The 17,257-nt window shown below is 64.8% G+C and carries 19 protein-coding genes and 1 tRNA gene; 1 reads left to right on the plus strand and 19 read right to left on the minus strand.

What is annotated here, in order from left to right; all coding sequences use genetic code 11:
• Nucleotides 1-37 precede the first annotated feature (37 nt).
• The 4 genes from arsA to R2B70_RS15050 form a co-directional block, all read right to left on the minus strand.
• Nucleotides 38-1,840 carry an arsenical pump-driving ATPase gene (gene arsA, locus R2B70_RS15035; protein WP_219142664.1) on the minus strand — a complete coding sequence of 601 codons (1,803 nt, stop codon included), beginning with the start codon at nucleotides 1,838-1,840 and terminating at the stop codon, nucleotides 38-40.
• A 46-nt stretch (nucleotides 1,841-1,886) separates the two neighbouring features.
• A complete protein-coding gene (arsD, locus tag R2B70_RS15040; protein ID WP_042074801.1) occupies nucleotides 1,887-2,258 on the minus strand; it encodes an arsenite efflux transporter metallochaperone ArsD in 372 nt (123 codons plus the stop codon).
• Between the two features lie 4 nt (nucleotides 2,259-2,262).
• On the minus strand, nucleotides 2,263-2,631 hold the full coding sequence (locus tag R2B70_RS15045) for a helix-turn-helix domain-containing protein (protein WP_318161889.1): 369 nt from the start codon (nucleotides 2,629-2,631) through the stop codon (nucleotides 2,263-2,265).
• A gap of 290 nt (nucleotides 2,632-2,921) precedes the next feature.
• A tRNA-Ser gene (locus R2B70_RS15050) sits at nucleotides 2,922-3,009 on the minus strand.
• Nucleotides 3,010-3,207: 198 nt separating this feature from the next.
• Between R2B70_RS15050 and R2B70_RS15055 the strand changes: the two genes are divergently transcribed.
• The gene (locus R2B70_RS15055; RefSeq protein WP_318161890.1) at nucleotides 3,208-3,957 is read left to right on the plus strand and encodes a DsbA family protein; all 750 of its coding nucleotides are present in this window, start codon (nucleotides 3,208-3,210) and stop codon (nucleotides 3,955-3,957) included.
• A 66-nt stretch (nucleotides 3,958-4,023) separates the two neighbouring features.
• On the opposite strand, the gene galE is transcribed toward R2B70_RS15055, so the two are convergent.
• From galE to R2B70_RS15130, 15 genes are all read right to left on the minus strand, one after another.
• Nucleotides 4,024-5,037 carry a UDP-glucose 4-epimerase GalE gene (gene galE, locus R2B70_RS15060; RefSeq protein WP_209793948.1) on the minus strand — a complete coding sequence of 338 codons (1,014 nt, stop codon included), beginning with the start codon at nucleotides 5,035-5,037 and terminating at the stop codon, nucleotides 4,024-4,026.
• Nucleotides 5,038-5,121: 84 nt separating this feature from the next.
• A complete protein-coding gene (locus R2B70_RS15065) occupies nucleotides 5,122-6,129 on the minus strand; it encodes a hybrid-cluster NAD(P)-dependent oxidoreductase (RefSeq protein ID WP_318161891.1) in 1,008 nt (335 codons plus the stop codon).
• A 112-nt stretch (nucleotides 6,130-6,241) separates the two neighbouring features.
• Nucleotides 6,242-7,891, minus strand: a complete 1,650-nt coding sequence (hcp, locus tag R2B70_RS15070) for a hydroxylamine reductase (protein ID WP_318163364.1) — start codon at nucleotides 7,889-7,891, stop codon at nucleotides 6,242-6,244.
• 232 nt (nucleotides 7,892-8,123) lie between these two features.
• The gene (locus R2B70_RS15075) at nucleotides 8,124-8,591 is read right to left on the minus strand and encodes a Dps family protein (protein WP_042074812.1); all 468 of its coding nucleotides are present in this window, start codon (nucleotides 8,589-8,591) and stop codon (nucleotides 8,124-8,126) included.
• A 130-nt stretch (nucleotides 8,592-8,721) separates the two neighbouring features.
• Nucleotides 8,722-9,264: a DUF3833 domain-containing protein gene (locus R2B70_RS15080; protein WP_318161892.1), complete on the minus strand. Its 543-nt coding sequence runs from the start codon at nucleotides 9,262-9,264 to the stop codon at nucleotides 8,722-8,724.
• An 11-nt stretch (nucleotides 9,265-9,275) separates the two neighbouring features.
• Entirely contained in the window at nucleotides 9,276-9,818 is a 543-nt protein-coding gene (locus tag R2B70_RS15085; RefSeq protein ID WP_042074815.1) for a chalcone isomerase family protein, read from the minus strand.
• Nucleotides 9,775-9,993, minus strand: a complete 219-nt coding sequence (locus R2B70_RS15090; RefSeq protein WP_042074816.1) for a TIGR02450 family Trp-rich protein — start codon at nucleotides 9,991-9,993, stop codon at nucleotides 9,775-9,777. Before R2B70_RS15090 ends, R2B70_RS15085 begins: the two co-directional genes overlap by 44 nt.
• Nucleotides 9,990-10,469, minus strand: a complete 480-nt coding sequence (locus R2B70_RS15095; RefSeq protein ID WP_216990845.1) for a DUF2878 domain-containing protein — start codon at nucleotides 10,467-10,469, stop codon at nucleotides 9,990-9,992. Before R2B70_RS15095 ends, R2B70_RS15090 begins: the two co-directional genes overlap by 4 nt.
• 2 nt (nucleotides 10,470-10,471) lie before the next feature.
• Nucleotides 10,472-11,728, minus strand: coding sequence for an SAM-dependent methyltransferase (locus R2B70_RS15100; protein ID WP_202211572.1), 1,257 nt, complete (start codon nucleotides 11,726-11,728; stop codon nucleotides 10,472-10,474).
• Nucleotides 11,728-12,465 carry a DUF1365 domain-containing protein gene (locus R2B70_RS15105; RefSeq protein ID WP_318161893.1) on the minus strand — a complete coding sequence of 246 codons (738 nt, stop codon included), beginning with the start codon at nucleotides 12,463-12,465 and terminating at the stop codon, nucleotides 11,728-11,730. Before R2B70_RS15105 ends, R2B70_RS15100 begins: the two co-directional genes overlap by 1 nt.
• Nucleotides 12,462-13,721 (minus strand): NAD(P)/FAD-dependent oxidoreductase, encoded by a 1,260-nt coding sequence (locus tag R2B70_RS15110; RefSeq protein WP_318161894.1) that lies wholly within the window; start codon nucleotides 13,719-13,721, stop codon nucleotides 12,462-12,464. Before R2B70_RS15110 ends, R2B70_RS15105 begins: the two co-directional genes overlap by 4 nt.
• Nucleotides 13,718-14,452, minus strand: coding sequence for an SDR family NAD(P)-dependent oxidoreductase (locus tag R2B70_RS15115; protein ID WP_318161895.1), 735 nt, complete (start codon nucleotides 14,450-14,452; stop codon nucleotides 13,718-13,720). The genes R2B70_RS15110 and R2B70_RS15115 overlap by 4 nt, the downstream gene beginning before the upstream one ends.
• Nucleotides 14,449-14,877: a nuclear transport factor 2 family protein gene (locus tag R2B70_RS15120; RefSeq protein ID WP_318161896.1), complete on the minus strand. Its 429-nt coding sequence runs from the start codon at nucleotides 14,875-14,877 to the stop codon at nucleotides 14,449-14,451. The genes R2B70_RS15115 and R2B70_RS15120 overlap by 4 nt, the downstream gene beginning before the upstream one ends.
• Before the next feature lies 1 nt (nucleotide 14,878).
• Nucleotides 14,879-16,300, minus strand: coding sequence for a deoxyribodipyrimidine photo-lyase (gene phrB, locus R2B70_RS15125; protein WP_318161897.1), 1,422 nt, complete (start codon nucleotides 16,298-16,300; stop codon nucleotides 14,879-14,881).
• Nucleotides 16,297-17,178 carry a MerR family transcriptional regulator gene (locus tag R2B70_RS15130; RefSeq protein ID WP_318161898.1) on the minus strand — a complete coding sequence of 294 codons (882 nt, stop codon included), beginning with the start codon at nucleotides 17,176-17,178 and terminating at the stop codon, nucleotides 16,297-16,299. Before R2B70_RS15130 ends, phrB begins: the two co-directional genes overlap by 4 nt.
• Nucleotides 17,179-17,257: the final 79 nt, after the last annotated feature.

A 17,257-nucleotide genomic window follows, 5' to 3' on the forward strand; every position in this document is an offset into this window, starting at 1 on the left:
GAGAAGGCGGCCATGCACGCCGCACCTTGCCACTCGCTCACCCCTTCTTCGGGGTGGGGTGACACAACCCTTGCAGCGCCTTCAGTCCCACCGGCTCGACGGCCTGCAAGGGCACCACGGCATAGCGCTTTCCATGCTCCTCCTTGACCGCGGCGATATGGGGCTGCTGGCGAAGGGCGCGCTGGGCCAGCAGGGGGGACGTGACGACGGCCGGGGAGAGCACATGATTGACCACCCAGGCCCAGGGCTCGATGCCGGCGCGGCGCAGGTCGGCTTGCAGGTTGGCGGCCTCCTGCACCGGAGTCGGCTCGGGCAGAGTGACTATCACCACCTTGGTCTGTTTCGGGTCTTGCAGCTGCATCATGGGGGTGGTGAAGTGCATCCCCTTGCCCCCCATCTGGCGGGCGATCTCCCTGTGATAGGCACCGGTCGCATCGAGCAGCAGCAGGGTGTGGCCGGTCGGCGCCGTGTCCATCACCACGAAGCGCCTGCCCGCCTCGCGAATGATCCGCGAGAAGGCCTGAAACACGGCGATCTCTTCGGTACAGGGGGAGCGCAGATCTTCTTCCAGCAGGGCGCGCCCCTGGGCATCCAGACTCGCCCCCTTGGTGGCCAGCACCTGGGCACGGTAACGCTCGGTCTCGGCGTGAGGATCGATGCGGCTCACCGCCAGGTTTGGCAGTGCTCCTGCCAGGGTCTCCCCCAGATGGGCGGCAGGATCGGACGTGGTGAGATGCACCGGCAACCCGCGACTGGCGAGCTCCACCGCCACCGCGGCCGCCAGAGTGGTTTTACCCACACCGCCCTTGCCCATCAGCATGATGAGCCCGTGCCCATCGCGGGCCAGCTCATCGACCAGTTGCTTCAATCCGGGGTGTGGTTCAGTGGTTGCGCTCTCAACCTCATCAGTCTCAGTGACAGGCGCTGCCCCCAGTAACTGACGCAGGCTCTCCACCCCCACCAGATTGGTCGCCAGGAGCGGCACTCTGTCTTGCGGCAGACTGGTCAGCAACGGTGGCATCTGCGCCATCGCCTCTTGCTCTCGCTGCCACAGGGCGCGGGCCAGGGGATCCTCGGCCAGCTCGCTTTGCGGGAAGATGCCATTGATGACCAGCTGCTGATTGGCAAGGCCGATGGCCGCCAGCTCGTCGTGGGTACGCGCCACTTCCCGCAGGGTCGAGGCCTGCGCACGGGCCACCAGGATGAGCCGGGTTCGCTTTGCATCCGACAGGGCCGCGACGGCCTCTGCGTATTGGCTTCGCTGTTTTTCCAGTCCGGCCAGCGGTCCCAGGCAGGACGCATCCCCCTTGCCTTGGGCCAGGAACTCGCTCCACGCCCCCGGCAGTTGCAACAGACGAAGGGTGTGACCCGTGGGGGCCGTATCGAAGACGATGTGGTCGTACTCCCCAACCAGGCGGCTGTCGGTCAAGAGGCCGGTGAACTCGTCAAAGGCGGCGATCTCGGTGGTGCAGGCACCGGAGAGCTGCTCCTCGATGCTGCGCACCACGCTCGGGGGCAGCTTGCCACGCACCGGGCCGACGATCCGCTCCCGATAGGCCTGCGCGGCGGCTTGCGGGTCAATCTCCAGAGCCGACAGCCCATCGACCTGGGGGATCCGGGTTACCTGGTTCCCGATCCGGGTATCGAACACCTGGCCTACGTTTGAGGCCGGATCCGTGCTCACCAGCAGCACCCGCTTGCCACTGTCACACAGGGCAACCGCACTGGCGCAGGCCAGCGAGGTCTTGCCCACTCCTCCCTTGCCGGTGAAGAAGAGAAACGGGGGCGCATCAGTCAGAAACGCATGGTTCAGACACGGGCAGGCCAGCAATAGGGACATACGAGACTCCTCTCTGGGCAACGGCTAGGATTGGCGAGATGGCGATTTAGCAGCAACCACTGCTGCCGGAGCAGCATCCACTCTTGACGATCCCCTTGATGGCGGCCTGCGGGGCGGGCAGACCGGCATAACGGGCCAGTTCAGCGCGGCCGGGGTAACGACCGGTGAGCACCACCTGGCCATCCACCAGCACCAGGGGCAGCCCCTCCTCTCCCGCATGAGTCAGGAAAGCGCTGACCGCAGGCGTCTCGGCAAACTGCATGGGCTGCTGAGCCAGATTGAAACGCTCGATGGCCACCCCCTGCGATCTGACCCAGGCGACATCGGCGGCAAAACTCACCAGGCGCTGTTCTACCTCGGTGCCACACACACCACTGGCACAGCACAGTGCCGGATCGAACACTTGAATGACGGACATGGCATTACTCCTTGTTGCAGCAGGGCTGCGCAGGCAATACATGGGGCGAGCAGCCGGACTCGGCTCTCATCACCCCGCAGGCTTCCGGATGACCGGCGCAGCACTCCTCGGTGAGGTAACCGATAAGGTTCAGCATCAGGGGAATGTTGGCGCGATAGCGCAGGAAGCGCCCCTCCTGCTCCACCGAGAGCAGGCCCGCGTGCAGCATGGCCTTCAGGTGAAACGAGAGGGTGTTGGGGGCGATGTCGAGCTCGCTGGCAAGCTGACCGGCGACCAGCCCCTCCAGCCCCGCCTTGACCAGCAGGCGCCACACATCGAGGCGAATGCCGGAGGCGAGGGATTCAAACACCTTGGTGGCGATCTCTTTGTTCATGACAAGGCCTTTCATTCACTTCAATAAATCAACTATACAAGAAATATTGAAATGATCAACGCGGCGGCACTCCGATAGACCCCCTGCCTCAATGCGCGGCCACAACGACCCCCGCCCCGCCTGGCCGGTCGCGGCCCTGGGCAATACCGGTTTCCCGGCAGGCGACCAGTCTCCAAGAACCTTGGTGGCAAGGGGCCGACAGAGGAGCCCATAGGACAGCAGGCGGAAGAAAAGGAGACAGGCCATAAACGAAAAAACCCATCTCATTCAATGAGATGGGTTTAAATATGTGGCGGAGGGGGTGGGATTTGAACCCACGGATGGTCGCCCATCGCCGGTTTTCAAGACCGGTGCATTCAGCCGCTCTGCCACCCCTCCGCAGCAGTGCGACGCATATTACCCATGCCCCCCGCCCTTGTAAATCCCCACCCAGTTTGTTTGCCCATTTATTGGGCTATCTGGCGCACAAGGGCTGCAAACTCGCCCCCAGCCCCGCTTTTTAAAGCAGATGGCTTGACTTGAAAACAGACTCACCCACTATAGTGACCACTACGATATTCCCAGCAAGATGGACTTATGAAAATCACACATGCCCTGTTCGCCGCCCTCACCGGCGCGACCCTGCTCATGGCGCCGGTACAGGCGAGCGAGCTGACCAAAAGCGATGTCGAGCAGATAGTGCGCGACTATCTGGTCAAAAATCCTGAGATCCTGGTCGAGATGTCCAACGCCCTGCGTGCCAAGCAGGAGAGCCAGCAGGCCGAGAACGACAAGACGCTGATCCAGGCCCATGCCAAGCAGCTCTATTCCAACCAGGATCCCGAGAGCGGCAATCCCAAGGGCAGCCTGACCGTGATCGAGTTCTTCGACTACAACTGCGGTTATTGCAAACGCGCCCATCCCCTCGTCCAGCAACTGCTCGATGAAGACAAGGACATCCGCTATATCTACAAGCAGTTCCCCATCCTGAGCGAGACCTCCTACTACGCCGCCCGCGCGGCGCTGGCGGTGCAGCTCGGTCAGCCCGACAAGTACCAGGCCTTCCACGACAAGCTGTACGCCCATCAGGGATCGCTGGCCGACGAGGCCCAGGTGCAGGCCGTCGCCAAGTCCGCCGGGGTGGACTGGAGCAAGGTCGAGGCGAAGATCAAGGATGGCAGCATCGATCAGAACCTGGGAACCAACCGCGCCCTGGCCGAGGCCATGAGCATCTCCGGTACCCCGGGGTTCATCATCGGCGACCAGATCCTGCGCGGCGCGCCGCGGGATCTGGCGAGCCTCAAGGCCATCGTCAAGGATGTGCGGGCAGGCAAGAGCATTCAGTAACTCTGCCATTGGCACATGAAAAACGCCCCGGCATGCCGGGGCGTTTTGCTATTCAGGCTTTAACACTCAGGCCTGATAGCCGTCGGGGTTCTGGCTTTGCCAGCGCCAGGTATCCGCCATCATCTGCGCGAGTCCCCGCTCGGCCTGCCAGCCCAGCTCGTCACGGGCCAGGGTGGGTTCGGCCCAGCACTCAGCGATGTCGCCAGGGCGGCGGGGCTTGATCTGATAGGGGATGGCGCGGCCGCTGGCCGCCTCGAACGCCTTGACCATCTCCAGCACGGAATAGCCCTGGCCGGTGCCGAGGTTGTAGGTGAAGACCCCGGTGTCGCCCTGGATGCGGGCCAGCGCCTTGAGGTGACCGATGGCGAGATCCACGACGTGGATGTAGTCGCGCACCCCGGTGCCATCCGGAGTCGGGTAGTCGTTGCCGAATACCCCCAGCTCCTTGAGCTTGCCCACCCCAACCTGGCTGATATAGGGCAGCAGGTTGTTGGGAATGCCGTTGGGATCTTCCCCGATGAGGCCGCTCTCGTGGGCACCGACCGGGTTGAAGTAGCGCAGCAGGACGATGGCCCAGCGGGGGTCGGATTTGGACAGATCCCTCAGTATCTCTTCCACCATCAGCTTGGAGCGGCCATAAGGGTTGGTGGCGCCGGTGGGGAAGTCTTCCCGCAGGGGCACAGACGCGGGATCTCCATAGACGGTGGCCGAGGAGCTGAACACCAGGCGGAACACGCCGGCCCTGGCCATCTCCTCGCACAGCACCAGGGTGCCTGTGATGTTGTTCTGATAGTAGGTGAGCGGGATCTGGCTGGACTCCCCCACCGCCTTGAGGCCGGCGAAGTGGATCACGGATTCGATCCTGTGCTCGGCAAACAGCCGCTGCAGGCAGGCCCTGTCCAGAATGTCCCCCTCCACGAAGGTGACCGGCTTGCCGGTGATCCGCTCCACTCGCCTGAGGGACTCAGGCGATGAGTTGGAGAGGTTGTCCAGAACTACCACCTGCTGCCCGGTGCCGAGCAGCTCGACCAGGGTGTGGGAACCGATGTAACCGGCTCCCCCCGTCACCAGAATTGTCATTGTGTATCCCGTGCTTTGCTGAAACTGGGTCAGAGTCTACCCCCCTGACCCGCCCGGGAAAAGGCCGGGATGTCAATGCTCCCCTCAATAGTCGACGCTGACATCCCCGCTGGCGGTGCAGGAACAGGCCAGTGCCACCCCGCTCTCGAGATCCTGCGCGCTCAATGTCATCACGCTCTGGCGCTCGATCTCCCCTTCCGTGGTACAGCGACAGGCCCCGCACACCCCGGCACGACAGGCCGCCATCATGCTCTCCCCCGCCCCCTCCAGCGCCGCCAGCAGGGTCTGGCCCGGCAGTATCTTCACCTTCTTGCCGCTCTTTTTCAGGGTCAGCCAGAAGTGGTCGCTGCCGGTTTCCACTGGCGCTGCGCTCGATGTCACAGCAGGCAGACCGAAAGACTCCTGGTGCAACTGCCCGGCGGGCAGGCCGAGCCCGGCCAGCATCTCGCTCACCGCGGCCATGTAGGGGGCGGGTCCGCACAGATAGACGTGGCGGCTCAAGAGATCCGGCGCCAATTCCCTCAGCATCTCCGGCGTGAGCCTGCCTACCCAGGGGTACTCTGAAGGGGCTTCTTCCAGTATCAGGGCATGGCGCACACCGGCATGGGCCTCTGCCAGCGCGGCCAGCTCGTCTGCGAAGATCACATCCTCGGGGGATCTGGCGCTGTGGATGAAGCGGATATCCGCCTCGGGCCGCTTGGCGAGCTCGTCCCGCAGCATGGCCCACATGGGGGTGATGCCGGAGCCGGCGCTGAGCAGCAGTGGCCGCTCGCAGGGGAGCACCGTCAGGTGGAAGTCGCCGAAGGGGCCGTCGACCCGGATCTCGTCCCCTACCTGCAGACTCTGGTGCAGGTGGTGGGAGACCAGCCCCACGTCCTTGATGGTGACCTGCCAGAAAGGATCCTGCGGGCTGGAGGAGAGGGTATAGGCGCGGCACTGGGGCTTGCCGTCAATCTCGGTGTGCAGGGTGACGCACTGACCGGCCAGCACCGGGGGCAGTTCGCCCGCCAGCGGGGCAAACTGCCAGCTCGCCACGTCGTGGGTATCCGCCCGGCGGCCGATGCACCTGAGGGTGAGAGAGGTGGAGGTCATCGCAAGGCTCCTCATTGTTGAAAAATGTTGGAAAGGGGTCGTTAAAAAAAGGCGAGCCATCAGGCTCGCCAAAGGCTTACAACATGCTGAGCGTGTCAGGCTGTGTCTCGGGTCAGGCCGCCAGGATCTCGGCGAGATCGGCTTCTGCGGTAGTGGTACCTTTCAGACCGAACTGCTCCTCCAGCACCTTGAGCAGGGCCGGGGTGAGGAAGGCAGGGGCGGTCGGGCCGGTGCGGATATCCTTCACACCCAGTGCCAGCAGGGTGAGCAGGATGACGATGGCTTTTTGCTCGAACCAGGAGAGCACCAGGGTCAGGGGCAGATCGTTGACGCCGCACTCGAACGCTTCGGACAGCGCCAGCGCCAGCTGGATGGCGGAGTAGGCGTCGTTGCACTGACCCACGTCCAGCAGGCGCGGAATGCCGCCGATGTCGCCGAAATCGAGCTTGTTGAACTTGTACTTGCCGCAGCCCAGGGTCAGCAGCAGGCTGTCCTGCGGGATCGCCTTGGCAAACTCGGTGTAGTAGGCGCGCTCGGCACGGTCACCGTCACAGCCACCCACCAGGAAGAAGTGGCTGATTTCGCCGGCCTTCACCTTGTCGATCACCGCGGGAGCGGCCTGCATCAGGGCGTTGCGGGCAAAGCCGATGGTGATGAAGTGCTCGAGCTCAACGTGCTTGAAGCCTTCCAGCGCCTGCGCCTTGGCGATGACTGCAGAGAAATCTTCCCCCTCCAGATGGGTCACGCCGGGCCAGCCGACGATGGAGCGGGTGAAAATGCGATCCGAGTAGTTGCCCACGTTCGGGTCGATGATGCAGTTGGAGGTCATCACCACGGCGCCCGGGAAGTTCGCGAACTCCTTCTGCTGGTTCTGCCAGGCGGAGCCGTAGTTGCCCACCAGGTGCGGGTACTGCTTGAAGAAGGGGTAGGCCAGCGCCGGCAGCATCTCGCCGTGGGTGTAGACATTGATGCCGGTGCCCTTGGTCTGCTCCAGGATGAGCTTGAGATCCACCATGTCGTGACCGGAAACCAGAATGCACTTGCCCGGTACCGGAGTGACGCGTACCTGGGTCGGCTCCGGATGGCCAAAGGCGGTGGTTTCACCAAGATCCAGCATCTCCATGATCTTGAAGTTCAGCAGGCCGATGTCCATGGCGCACTTGAACAGCGGTTCCAGATCGCTCGGATCCGTGCCGAGCCAGCTCATGATGCGATGGAATTCGGCGGCCACCCCGGCATCCTGCTGATCCAGTACCCGGGCGTGTTCCATGTAGGCGGCGGCCCCCTTGAGGCCGTAGAGGCAGAGCAGGCGCAGCCCCATGATGTCTTCGTTGACCTCGTTCTTGCCGCGGTTGACCGCGGTCTGCGGCGCCTGCGCCAGCTGGGTCAGCAGATCGGCACCCGGCTCGAAGCGGGCGGCGGAGGGCAGTGAATCGGCCTGTACGGCAAGGTGAGCCAGCCTGGCGGCCAGCTGCCGGCGATAGGCCAACGCCTGGTTGACATAGGCCACGATGCGGGCGGAGTCGAAGTTGACGTTGGTGAGGGTGGCGAAGAAGGCCTTGGGCACGAAGGCGTCGATCTCGCTGTCGATCATGCCGTGCTCGCGAGCGGCCAGGGCCCAGGCGCTGAGACCCTGCAGGGTGTAGATCAGCACATCCTGCAGATCCGAGGTTTCCGCCGTCTTGCCGCACATGCCTTGTGCGTAAGCGCAGCCATTGCCTGCCGGGGTACGAATTGTCTGTTCACATTGCACACAAAACATCATGCCTCTCCTAATTGGACATTTCAGTTGTTTGTTTTGTGGCGATTCTATTCCTCCGACTCAAAACTTAATAGGCATTCAATTTACCAATTAACTTTTCATTGATGCAGATCAAAAACAAAAAAGCCGCCCAAACAGGGCGGCAAGCGGGTGGATAAAAGGAGAGACAACTCGGGTTTACAACAACAGGGCAATGATACGGGCCGGGGCATGGGCATCGGCCCCAGGGTCATCAGGCCAGGTAGGCGCGCAGCATCCAGACCAGCTTCTCCTGCTGCTGCACATAGTCGGAGAGGATGGATGCTGTCCCCTCGTCGCCAGCCTCGGCGGCCTGCCCCAGGATGCGGCGCTGGGCCACCAGCAGCTCGCGGAAGCTCTCCAGCAGAGATTCGACGCAGGCACGGCCGTCGTGCAACCCCTTCTGCTCGGGGATGGCGGACACCTGGATGTAGTCGCTGAAGCTGTGCAGAGGCACCCCATCCAGGGTCAGGATGCGCTCGGCCAGGGCATCGACCTTCAGCAGCAGATCGTTGTAGATCTCCTCGAACTTCAGGTGCAGTTCGAAGAACTGGTTGCCACGGATGTTCCAGTGGAAGCCGCGAACGTTCATGTAGAGGATCTGGTAGCTGGCCAGCAGCCTGTTCAGCTCGGCGGCCAGGGCTTGGGATTGAACGGTATCAAGACCGATGGGGCTCTTCATGATTCACCTCCAGGTGGTAAGCATTATCGGGAACAGGGTCAGCATATCCCCGCACAGACTCAAAGGACAATCGGCTCTGCCTTGCCGATCCATAGTGAACGGCTATCGCCGATGGGCAAAAGCCTCCCTTTCATCGCTCGAGCCGCTCGATATATAGGATCACCTCGCCGAGGTGAATGCCGAACTTGCTGATCTCGGCGCGGTTGATCAGGCGATCTTCATCCAGCAGGTACATCCAGTCGTCGAAGCTCACCCGCACCACCTCCCCGTCCGGTAGCGCCAGATCCAGCTGATAACGCCAGTTGAGTGCAAAGCCTGCCGTCTTGCCCACGGCCTCCCCCACCACGTCGGCGGCGGTGCCGCGCCAGTGACCATCCGCCCCCTTGCTCAAAAACCAGGTGCGGGTCTGCCTGCGGCCATCGTCGAAGTAGAACTGCTCGAACAGCTCCCCCTTGCCATCCTGCCAGTGCCCCTGCATCTCGACCCGAAAGCGACTGGTCACTTCGCCGCTACGGTCCGTCACCAGGCCGTGAGCCACCAGCTTGCCATTGAAGAAACGGGCCAGATCCCAACCCGGCCGGGAGCCGCGATAATCGTCCAGACTGGCGCCGCAGCCAGAGAGCCACAGCAGGGGCAACAACCAGGCAAGACGCCACCAGGAAGAGAGCTTCATGGAATACTCCATCAGGATTGGCCGCGCAGGCGGCGGGTAAGGGCGGGATCCCGGCTGTCGTCGGTCAGCCAGATGGCAAGAAATGCAGGGGCGAAGGCGGGATCATCGAGAGAGCCGAGCAGGCGATCACGCAACCAGAAGTGGCCCATGCCCTGCTCGTCCACATAGAAAACCAGTTTGTCACCGGGGGCCACATCCGGCCAGAGGGCGGCCAGTTTTGCCAGCCAGCGTTGGCGCTCACTCTCGCTGCCAAGGCCGAGCCGTTGCCACTCGGCGGCGGTCGCCTCCAGCAGATCCTGGCGTTCGATGGCCCTGGCATAGGTGAGGCTGAGGGCCTGGGGATAGCGTCCCGGCTGATAGCGGCCGCTCTCGCTGTAGAGGGTGGCGTCATAGAGCTTGAACCAGAGCCAGCGCATCTCCCCCTGCCCCACGGTGCGCAGTCCCTGCCAGGGTGCGGCTAAGGTCTGGGCGGTCGCAAACAGCGGCAGGCTCAAGGCCGCCAGCAGCAGGCTAGTTCCACCCCATGTGCCAACGGGCGGGATCCTCCAGTTCATGCCAGTCCATCTCCTGTTCCTGCAGGGTATTGATATCCTGCATCACCACGCTCGCCAGGTGGCCCTGGGCGTCCCGCTGGCAGGCCACCACCAGATAGAAACGCTCGGCCAGCTCGCACTGGCCATCCCTGGTCCACTTGGAAAACAACAAGGCGTCGGTCGAAAAGGTGTTCATCTCGCATCACCCTCCAGCTTGACCGTTACCCACAGGAGTACGGGTAACCACCACATCCAGATCACCGCCAGCAGTGCCGTGCTGATCCAGATGCCCCAGGGTAAGTTTACTGCCCCCATGGCGGCCCCCGCCACATAGGAGGAGGCGCCCCCCAGCATGCCGAACAGCCCCTGCTGCCAGCGCGGCAGGGGCCGCAGCCAGCGCAGGCCGTGGGAGAGGGTCAGGGCAAAACCGCACCAGAGCAGCACCAGCCAGAGCGGAAAACCGGACGAAAAGTGAAACAGGCCGAGCCACCAGAGCAGGAGGTCGAGCAGGCAGCCAGCCAGGGCGACGGGAATGAGCCGCCAGTCCTGCCGGCGACGGGGGGAGAAGAGAAAATGGAGCAGCAACAGCGCCAGCAGCGGGCCCGGTTGCTGCCATTTCACCGCCAGCACCCAGTAGAGGTTGAATCCCAGCAGGTGGGCCCACTGCCACATGGTCAGTGACCGCTTACCGGCAGGTCTCCCGCCCAGCCATGGGGGCCCGGCTTGGCCGCCTCCAGCTGCACCAGGCTGATGGCCCGCTCCCAGAAGCCCCCTTCGCAATAGGCGAAGTAGAAGTGCCACAGCCGGATGAAATCCTGGCTGTAGCCGAGCCTCGGCAGCTCGGGGGCCAACGCCAGGAAGCGCTCGCACCAGTGGGCCAGGGTACGGGCATAGTGATGGCCGTGATCGTGCAGCCGCACCAGCTGCATGTCGGTCTCCCGCGCCAGCAGCCCCGCCATCTGGGAGACGCAGGGCAGGCAACCACCCGGGAAGATGTAGCGCTGGATGAAGTCCACCCCGCGCAGATACTGGGCGTGGCGCTGATCGGCGATGGTGATGGCCTGGATCAGCAGACGACCGCCGGGCTTGAGCAGGCGTGACAGCTGACGGAAATAGTCGGGCAGAAAGGCGTGCCCCACCGCCTCGATCATCTCGATGGAGACCAGCTTGTCGTAGGTGCCCTCCAGCTTGCGGTAATCCTCCAGCAGCAAGGTAATGCGATCCTCCAGCCCCTCCCGCTCGATCCACGCCTTGGCGTAGTCGTGCTGGGCCCGGGAGATGGTGGTGGTGGTGACCCGGCAGCCATGGTGACGGGCGGCATAGACGGCGAGGCCACCCCAGCCGGTGCCTATCTCCAGCAGATGATCGTCAGGCCCCAGTGCCAGCCGTTCGCAGATGGTGCGCAGCTTGGCCTGCTGCCCCTCCTCGAGACTGGCATCGGCACTCGGGTAGATGGCGCTCGAATACTGCATGTGGCTGTCGAGAAAGCCCTGATAGAGGGCGTTGCCGAGATCGTAGTGGGCGGCGATGTTGGATCTCGACCCGGTCAGGGTATTGCGATTGAGCCAGTGGCGCACCTTGTTGAACGGGAAGCTGAGCCAGCCGAGGCGCCGCTCCAGGCTGTCGAGCAGCGCCAGGTTCCTGGCCAGCAACCGCACCAGGGCCACCGGATCCGGGCTGGTCCAGAGCCCTTCCACCCAGGTTTCCCCGGCGGCGATGCTGCCCCCCTGCAGCAGGCGGCGATAGAAGGCCGGATCCAGCACCACCAGCTCGGCGTGCAGGTCGCTGCCCGCGGCGCCGAAGCTGTGACGCTCGCCGCCATCGCGCAGCAGCAGCTGGCCATGTTCGAGGCGCCCCAGCAGCCTGAGCAGCAATTGCCTGGCCCCCTTGTCGATGAAAGAGGCAGAGAGGGTTGATTGAGCAAGTTCCATTAGCGGCTCTCCGGGTGGGTGAAGATGGGCGTTCGTTTGATAAAAAGGCGCAAGGCCTGCCAGTAGATCCCGAGCAGCACCCTCATGGTCATCCAGGGCCAGCGGGCCAGCAGCGCCGCCAGCCCCCTGCGCGACAGCGGTGCCCGGCGCAGGGCCAGGGTGGCGTCGAACAGCTTGGCCTCACCGGATACGGGATGGCTCTCGATGTGGATCAATGCCTCCTCCTTCGGCGGCCGAATGCGCCAGTGGTAGCGCATGGCCAGCCCCATGAAGGGGGAGACGTGAAAATCCTTGTCGTGGGGGGCGAGCGCCGCCAGATCCAGCAGGTAGTAGTGGCGCTGGTTCCAGGGGGTGTTCGACACCTCGGCCAGCAGGTAGCGGGCTTCCCCCTGCCGCTCGCAGAAGTAGAAGTTGACCGGGCTGAAGTAGAAGCCGAGGCAGCGCACGTTGCCGAGCAGCAGTACCCGCCCCCCGGGTTCGGCATCGCCACCCAGTTCGGCCACCTTGTCCCACACTGCCTGTTTGAGGGGCCCCTCGCTGCCTCTCAGGTAGTCGTCGCGGCGAAAGGCGAGCAACCCCGCCCGCTCCACGGCGAACCAGCGCCCCTGCTCAAGCCCGGGCAGTTCGTCCAGATCCAGCCCCAGCATGAAGAGGCTGTAGGAGAAGGCGTGGGGACTCGGCGCGAAGCGGCGGTGGCGCACCGAGCCCTGCCAGATGGCGCTGATGGCGGCGTTCACAGGCTGGCCCCGAAGCGGCTGGCCACGTCCAGGGCGCTGCGCACCCCGTCCTCGTGAAAGCCGTTGTACCAGTAGGCACCGCAGAAGTGGGTATGCTGCCGGCCGCAGATCTCGGCGCGTCGGCCCTGGGCGGCGATGGAGCCCTGATTGAATACGGGGTGGTGATAGAGGAAGCGGCGCAGCACCTTGCGCTCATCCACCCGCCCCTCTGGATTGAGGCTGACGCAGAAGGGCTGCGGCGAGCTCAGCCCCTGCAGTATGTTCATGTTGTAAGTCACCAGGGGGCGCGCCCCGTCATCCTCGCCGAGCCGATAGTTCCAGCTGGCCCAGGCCTTACGGCGCACGGGCAGGCAGCCCGCATCCGTGTGCAGCCAGACGTCGTTGGCCTGGTAGGGCATGGCGCCGAGGATGGTCCGCTCTCCTTCGCTCGCATCCGTCAGCAGGGCCAGCGCCTGATCGCTGTGGCAGGCGAGGATCACCTCGTCGAACCGCTCCTCGCCATAACTGCTCTGGAGCAGGACCCCGTCCGCCTCCCGGCGGATCCTCAGCACCGGGCAGGCGAGGCGGATCCGCGGCAGCCAGCCCACCGTGAGCGGCCCTATGTATTCCCGCGAGCCGCCGGGAATGACGTACCACTGGGGCCGGTTGGCCACCTCCAGCAAGCCATGGTTGGCGAAGAAGCGCAGGAAGAAGCCGAGGGGGAAGGCCCGCATGTCCGCCAGCGTCGATGACCAGATGGCCGCCCCCATGGGCAGGATGTAGTGGCGGGCGAAGTAGTCGCTGAAACCGCCCGCCTGCAGGAAGGCCCCCAGGGTCAGTCCGGGCTCCGCCTCCTGCTGCCGGTGCTGTGCAAGCCAGGCCCGAGCCTCCCGGTTGAAGCGCAGGATCTCGGCGACGAAGCGGTAGAAGCGCGGGCTCAGCAGGTTGCAGCGCTGGGCAAACAGGGTGTCGAGGTTGTGGCCGTTGTACTCCAGCCCCTCGGGGCTTCTGACCGAGAAGCTCATCTCGGCCGGTTGCCGCCCGACCCCGATCCGCTCAAGCAACTTCAGGAAGTGGGGGTAGGTGCGGTCATTGAAGACGATGAAGCCTGTGTCGATGGCATGGCTGCGCCCGCCCAGCTCCACGTCGACGGTGGCGGTGTGGCCCCCCAGGGTCGGCGCCGCCTCGAACAGGGTAATGTCATGGAGTTTGTGGAGCAGGAAACCGGCGGTGAGTCCCGAGATACCTGAGCCGACGATGGCGATCTTTTTCTTCATGAAGGGCGTCCTTTCGAAACAAGTGTGCGGCCGAGGCGCAGCCAGAGCCCCGTCGGCAGAGCCCCCAGCAGGCGCAGCAGCCAGGTGAAGCGGCGGGGGAAGTGGATCTGGTGGCGACCGGCGGCGAGCCCCGTCATGATGGCGCGGGCAGCCTGCTCCACCGTCACCAGGCAGGGCATGGGAAAATCATTCTTGTCGGTGAGCGGCGTCTGCACGAAGCCGGGGCGGATCAGGGTCACCCCTATCCTCTTGCCCGCCAGTTCGAGGCGCAGGGTATCGGCCAGGTAGTCGAGGGCCGCCTTGGAGGCGCCATAGGCCTCGGCCCTGGGCAGCGGCAGCCAGCTCACCGAGGAGCTGACGATGGCAAGGCGCGCCCCTGGCCCCAGCAGCGGCAAGAAGGCGGCCAGCGCATGACCCGTGGCGATGAGGTTGGTCTCGATGACCCGGGCAAAGAGGGCGCCGTCAAAGCCCTCTGTCAGGTCCATGTATTCGCAGTTGCCGGCGTTGAGGATCAGCAGATCGAGGGATGGCAGCGTAGCCGCCACCCCGCTCATTGCGGCCAGATCACGGGCATCGAACTGCAGCGGCGTGACACCATCCAGCCCCAGCGCCTGCAGCCGTTCGCCATCGCGACCACAGCCCCACACCTGCCAGCCAGCGCGCCGGTAATCCAGCGCCAGCTGGCGGCCGATGCCGGAGGTCGCGCCGGTGATCAGCACCCGGCCGCTCATGCGCCTAGCCTCCCCTTGAGGGTGCGCACCACGGCGCCCAGCAGCGGCAACTGCTCGTAGAGCATGGCCCCGAGATCGAAGTAGTCCCGGTGCAGGCACACCTTGCCTTCCTCGTCGAATGCGAGGCGGGTGGCCCCCTCCACCGTCACAGGTGCACCGCCGCGCAGCCTTGGGTGGGAGAAGGTCATGGTCCAGCCGAGCCAGGCCTGGCGTCCCTGCAGCAGCTGGCTGGTGATGTCGAAGCGGCAGTAAGCAAGGCGCCGATAGAGGACGGCAAAATAGTCGGTAAGCGCCGCCAGCCCCTCGATGCGGTGGGCCGGGTCGATGAAGATCACCTCTTTCCCATAGATCTCGGGCAGACGGTGCAGCTCTGCGCTGCTCAGCTGCTGATAGAGGGCGACAAAGCGGGCCAGCGACTCATCCATGTTATTTCTCCAGTTCGCGGAACATCTCGATGGCTTTCACCCGGGCAACGGCATGGTCCACCATGGGCGCCGGGTAATCCCGCCGCCCCTTGAGCCGCAACCAGTCGTGGGGCTCGTGCACATAGGCGGCAGGCACATCGGCCAGCTCAGTGACCCAGATACGAATGAACTCCCCTTGCGGATCAAATCGTTGCCCCTGGGTGGTGGGGTTGAAGACCCTGAAATAGGGTGCCGCATCGGCCCCGGTGCCCGCTGCCCACTGCCAGCCGCCGTTGTTGGCCGCCAGATCCCCGTCGATGAGCCGGCTCATGAAGTAGTCCTCCCCGAGCCGCCAGTGGATGTGCAGATCCTTGGTGAGGAAGCTCGCCACTATCATCCGCAGCCGGTTGTGCATCCAGCCGGTGGCGTTGAGGCAGCGCATGGCCGCATCGACCACGGGGTAGCCGGTGCGCCCCTCGCACCAGGTGGCGAAGGCCTCCGGATCCCAGCTCCAGGGCAGGGCCGCCGTCTCGGGCTTGAAGGGGCGGTTCATGGAGAGGGTCGGGATCAGCACCAGCAGGTGGCGGTAGAACTCGCGCCAGATGAGCTCGTTGAGCCAGACGAAACCGGGCTGCGCCTTCGACTGGGGCCGGTAGCCGAGGCGCTGCTGCAGCGCCCCCACGCACTGGCGCGGGCTGATGATGCCCGCCGCCAGATAGGGGGAGAGCACGGACGTGCCGGCCTGCGCCGGAAAGTCCCGGGTCTCGCCGTAGTCCAGCACCGCCTGATCCAGAAAGGCGTGCAACCGGCGGCTCGCCTCGGCCTCCCCCACCGGCCAGCGGGCGTCCGCCGTCAGCTCCCCCAGCGCGTCGTCCACCCACTCCCGCTCGGCCAGGGGCAGCCACGGCAACGGCTCGCCGCGCGGTGCGGGGTCCCGGTGAATGACGAAGCCATCCTCCTCGAGGGCCTTGAGCCAGGCGCGGCTGAAGGGAGTGAACACCTTGAACATCTCCCCCGAACCGGTCAGCACCCGCCCAGGCGGCAGCACACAGCAGCCGTTGAACCAGTGGCTGGTCATGCCCTGCTCCGCCAGCGCGGCGGTGACCGCCTGGTCGCGGCGCAGCTCGTCTATCTCGATGGCCTGGTTGGCATAGAGCTCGCTCACCCCGAGCTCGCGGCTTAAGTCAGCCAGCGCCGCCGGCACCTCGGCAAAGGTCTCGACCCGCAGCAGATGGAGCGGAATGCCGAGGGCCGCCAGCTCGCGGCCCAGCGCATCGAGCTGCGCCAGGATGAAGCGCTGGCGGACCGGGGCCAACTTGTGCTGCCGCCACTGGGTCGGCGAGAGGATGAAGAGCGCCGCGACCGGCTCTTCCCCGGCGCAGGCGTGCCGCAGGGCCGGGTTGTCGGCCAGGCGCAGATCGTTTCGAAACCAGACCAGCCTCATGATTGTTTTCTCCCGCCCTTGCCCCTCGTCTTGGTGGTGCGATGCGTCGCACTGACCTCGGCCAGGGTGGCGTGCCAGTCCCGGGCTTGCCGCCACTCCTCGTCGTAGAGGCGTCCCAGCTCGCCAAAGAAGCGGGTGCCGGCAGGCCACTCGGCGGCCAGATCCTGCTTGCCGAGCCCGGCTCCCAGCAGTATCAGCCAGGGGGGAGTGGCGCGTCCCTCCAGCAGGGAGGCATGGCGCGGCTCCACCGCCCCCAGCAGCTGCACCTCATAACCCTGACCGATGAGCTCATAAGCGGCCCAGACCAGATCCAGGGGCCCCACCTGCCCCCAGCTTGCCAGGGTGACGGGGATGCCCTTCTCCTGCTCGATGAGGTGGCGGGCGAAGCGGGTATGCAGCCAGCCGAGCCACACCTGGTGCAGCAGCTCGCCGTCAGGGCGCTCGCGCCAGAGCCCCAGCAGCCGCTCCACCAGGGGTTGCAACACCCGGCTGCGCACCAGCTCGAACGGATAGCTCGCCAACAGCTCGCCGAGCAGGGCCTCCGCCCTGCGCTGGTTGAAGGCGAGCAGCGTCTGACCAAACTGCTCCAGGGTCTGCTGCCAGTGATCGCTCACCGGCGCGATCTGGGATTCGCTCAGGAGCCCCTTGACCTGGCCTATGCTCACTCCCCGCTCCAGCCAGCTCAGGATCTCGCCGATCTGGCGGATGTCCTGCTCGCTGTAGAGGCGGTGCCCCTTCTCGGTACGGGCCGGCTGCACCAGCCCGTAGCGGCGCTGCCAGGCGCGCAGGGTGACGGCGTTGACCCCGGTGAGGCGGGAGACCTCGCGGATGGGGTAGATCCCCTCCTCCGGCGAAGGGGCATGGGGTAAATCAGACATAACGACATCCATCAAGGGTTGCGGGAGAGACCCCGGCTATCCACCGGGGCCTGCACAGGGTGTTCAGAGCCCGTAACGC

This window comes from Aeromonas sp. XH, from assembly GCF_033348475.1.
Taxonomy (GTDB): Bacteria; Pseudomonadota; Gammaproteobacteria; order Enterobacterales; family Aeromonadaceae; genus Aeromonas; species Aeromonas sanarellii.

What these genes read in the sequence shown, in the direction of transcription:
- arsA (WP_219142664.1), bottom strand. Translation starts at nt 1,840, where the DNA reads ATGTCCCTATTGCTGGCCTGCCCGTGTCTGAACCATGCGTTTCTGACT.
- arsD (WP_042074801.1), bottom strand. Translation starts at nt 2,258, where the DNA reads ATGTCCGTCATTCAAGTGTTCGATCCGGCACTGTGCTGTGCCAGTGGT.
- R2B70_RS15045 (WP_318161889.1), bottom strand. Translation starts at nt 2,631, where the DNA reads ATGAACAAAGAGATCGCCACCAAGGTGTTTGAATCCCTCGCCTCCGGC.
- R2B70_RS15055 (WP_318161890.1), top strand. Translation starts at nt 3,208, where the DNA reads ATGAAAATCACACATGCCCTGTTCGCCGCCCTCACCGGCGCGACCCTG.
- galE (WP_209793948.1), bottom strand. Translation starts at nt 5,037, where the DNA reads ATGACAATTCTGGTGACGGGGGGAGCCGGTTACATCGGTTCCCACACC.
- R2B70_RS15065 (WP_318161891.1), bottom strand. Translation starts at nt 6,129, where the DNA reads ATGACCTCCACCTCTCTCACCCTCAGGTGCATCGGCCGCCGGGCGGAT.
- hcp (WP_318163364.1), bottom strand. Translation starts at nt 7,891, where the DNA reads ATGTTTTGTGTGCAATGTGAACAGACAATTCGTACCCCGGCAGGCAAT.
- R2B70_RS15075 (WP_042074812.1), bottom strand. Translation starts at nt 8,591, where the DNA reads ATGAAGAGCCCCATCGGTCTTGATACCGTTCAATCCCAAGCCCTGGCC.
- R2B70_RS15080 (WP_318161892.1), bottom strand. Translation starts at nt 9,264, where the DNA reads ATGAAGCTCTCTTCCTGGTGGCGTCTTGCCTGGTTGTTGCCCCTGCTG.
- R2B70_RS15085 (WP_042074815.1), bottom strand. Translation starts at nt 9,818, where the DNA reads ATGAACTGGAGGATCCCGCCCGTTGGCACATGGGGTGGAACTAGCCTG.
- R2B70_RS15090 (WP_042074816.1), bottom strand. Translation starts at nt 9,993, where the DNA reads ATGAACACCTTTTCGACCGACGCCTTGTTGTTTTCCAAGTGGACCAGG.
- R2B70_RS15095 (WP_216990845.1), bottom strand. Translation starts at nt 10,469, where the DNA reads ATGTGGCAGTGGGCCCACCTGCTGGGATTCAACCTCTACTGGGTGCTG.
- R2B70_RS15100 (WP_202211572.1), bottom strand. Translation starts at nt 11,728, where the DNA reads ATGGAACTTGCTCAATCAACCCTCTCTGCCTCTTTCATCGACAAGGGG.
- R2B70_RS15110 (WP_318161894.1), bottom strand. Translation starts at nt 13,721, where the DNA reads ATGAAGAAAAAGATCGCCATCGTCGGCTCAGGTATCTCGGGACTCACC.
- R2B70_RS15115 (WP_318161895.1), bottom strand. Translation starts at nt 14,452, where the DNA reads ATGAGCGGCCGGGTGCTGATCACCGGCGCGACCTCCGGCATCGGCCGC.
- R2B70_RS15120 (WP_318161896.1), bottom strand. Translation starts at nt 14,877, where the DNA reads ATGGATGAGTCGCTGGCCCGCTTTGTCGCCCTCTATCAGCAGCTGAGC.
- phrB (WP_318161897.1), bottom strand. Translation starts at nt 16,300, where the DNA reads ATGAGGCTGGTCTGGTTTCGAAACGATCTGCGCCTGGCCGACAACCCG.
- R2B70_RS15130 (WP_318161898.1), bottom strand. Translation starts at nt 17,178, where the DNA reads ATGTCTGATTTACCCCATGCCCCTTCGCCGGAGGAGGGGATCTACCCC.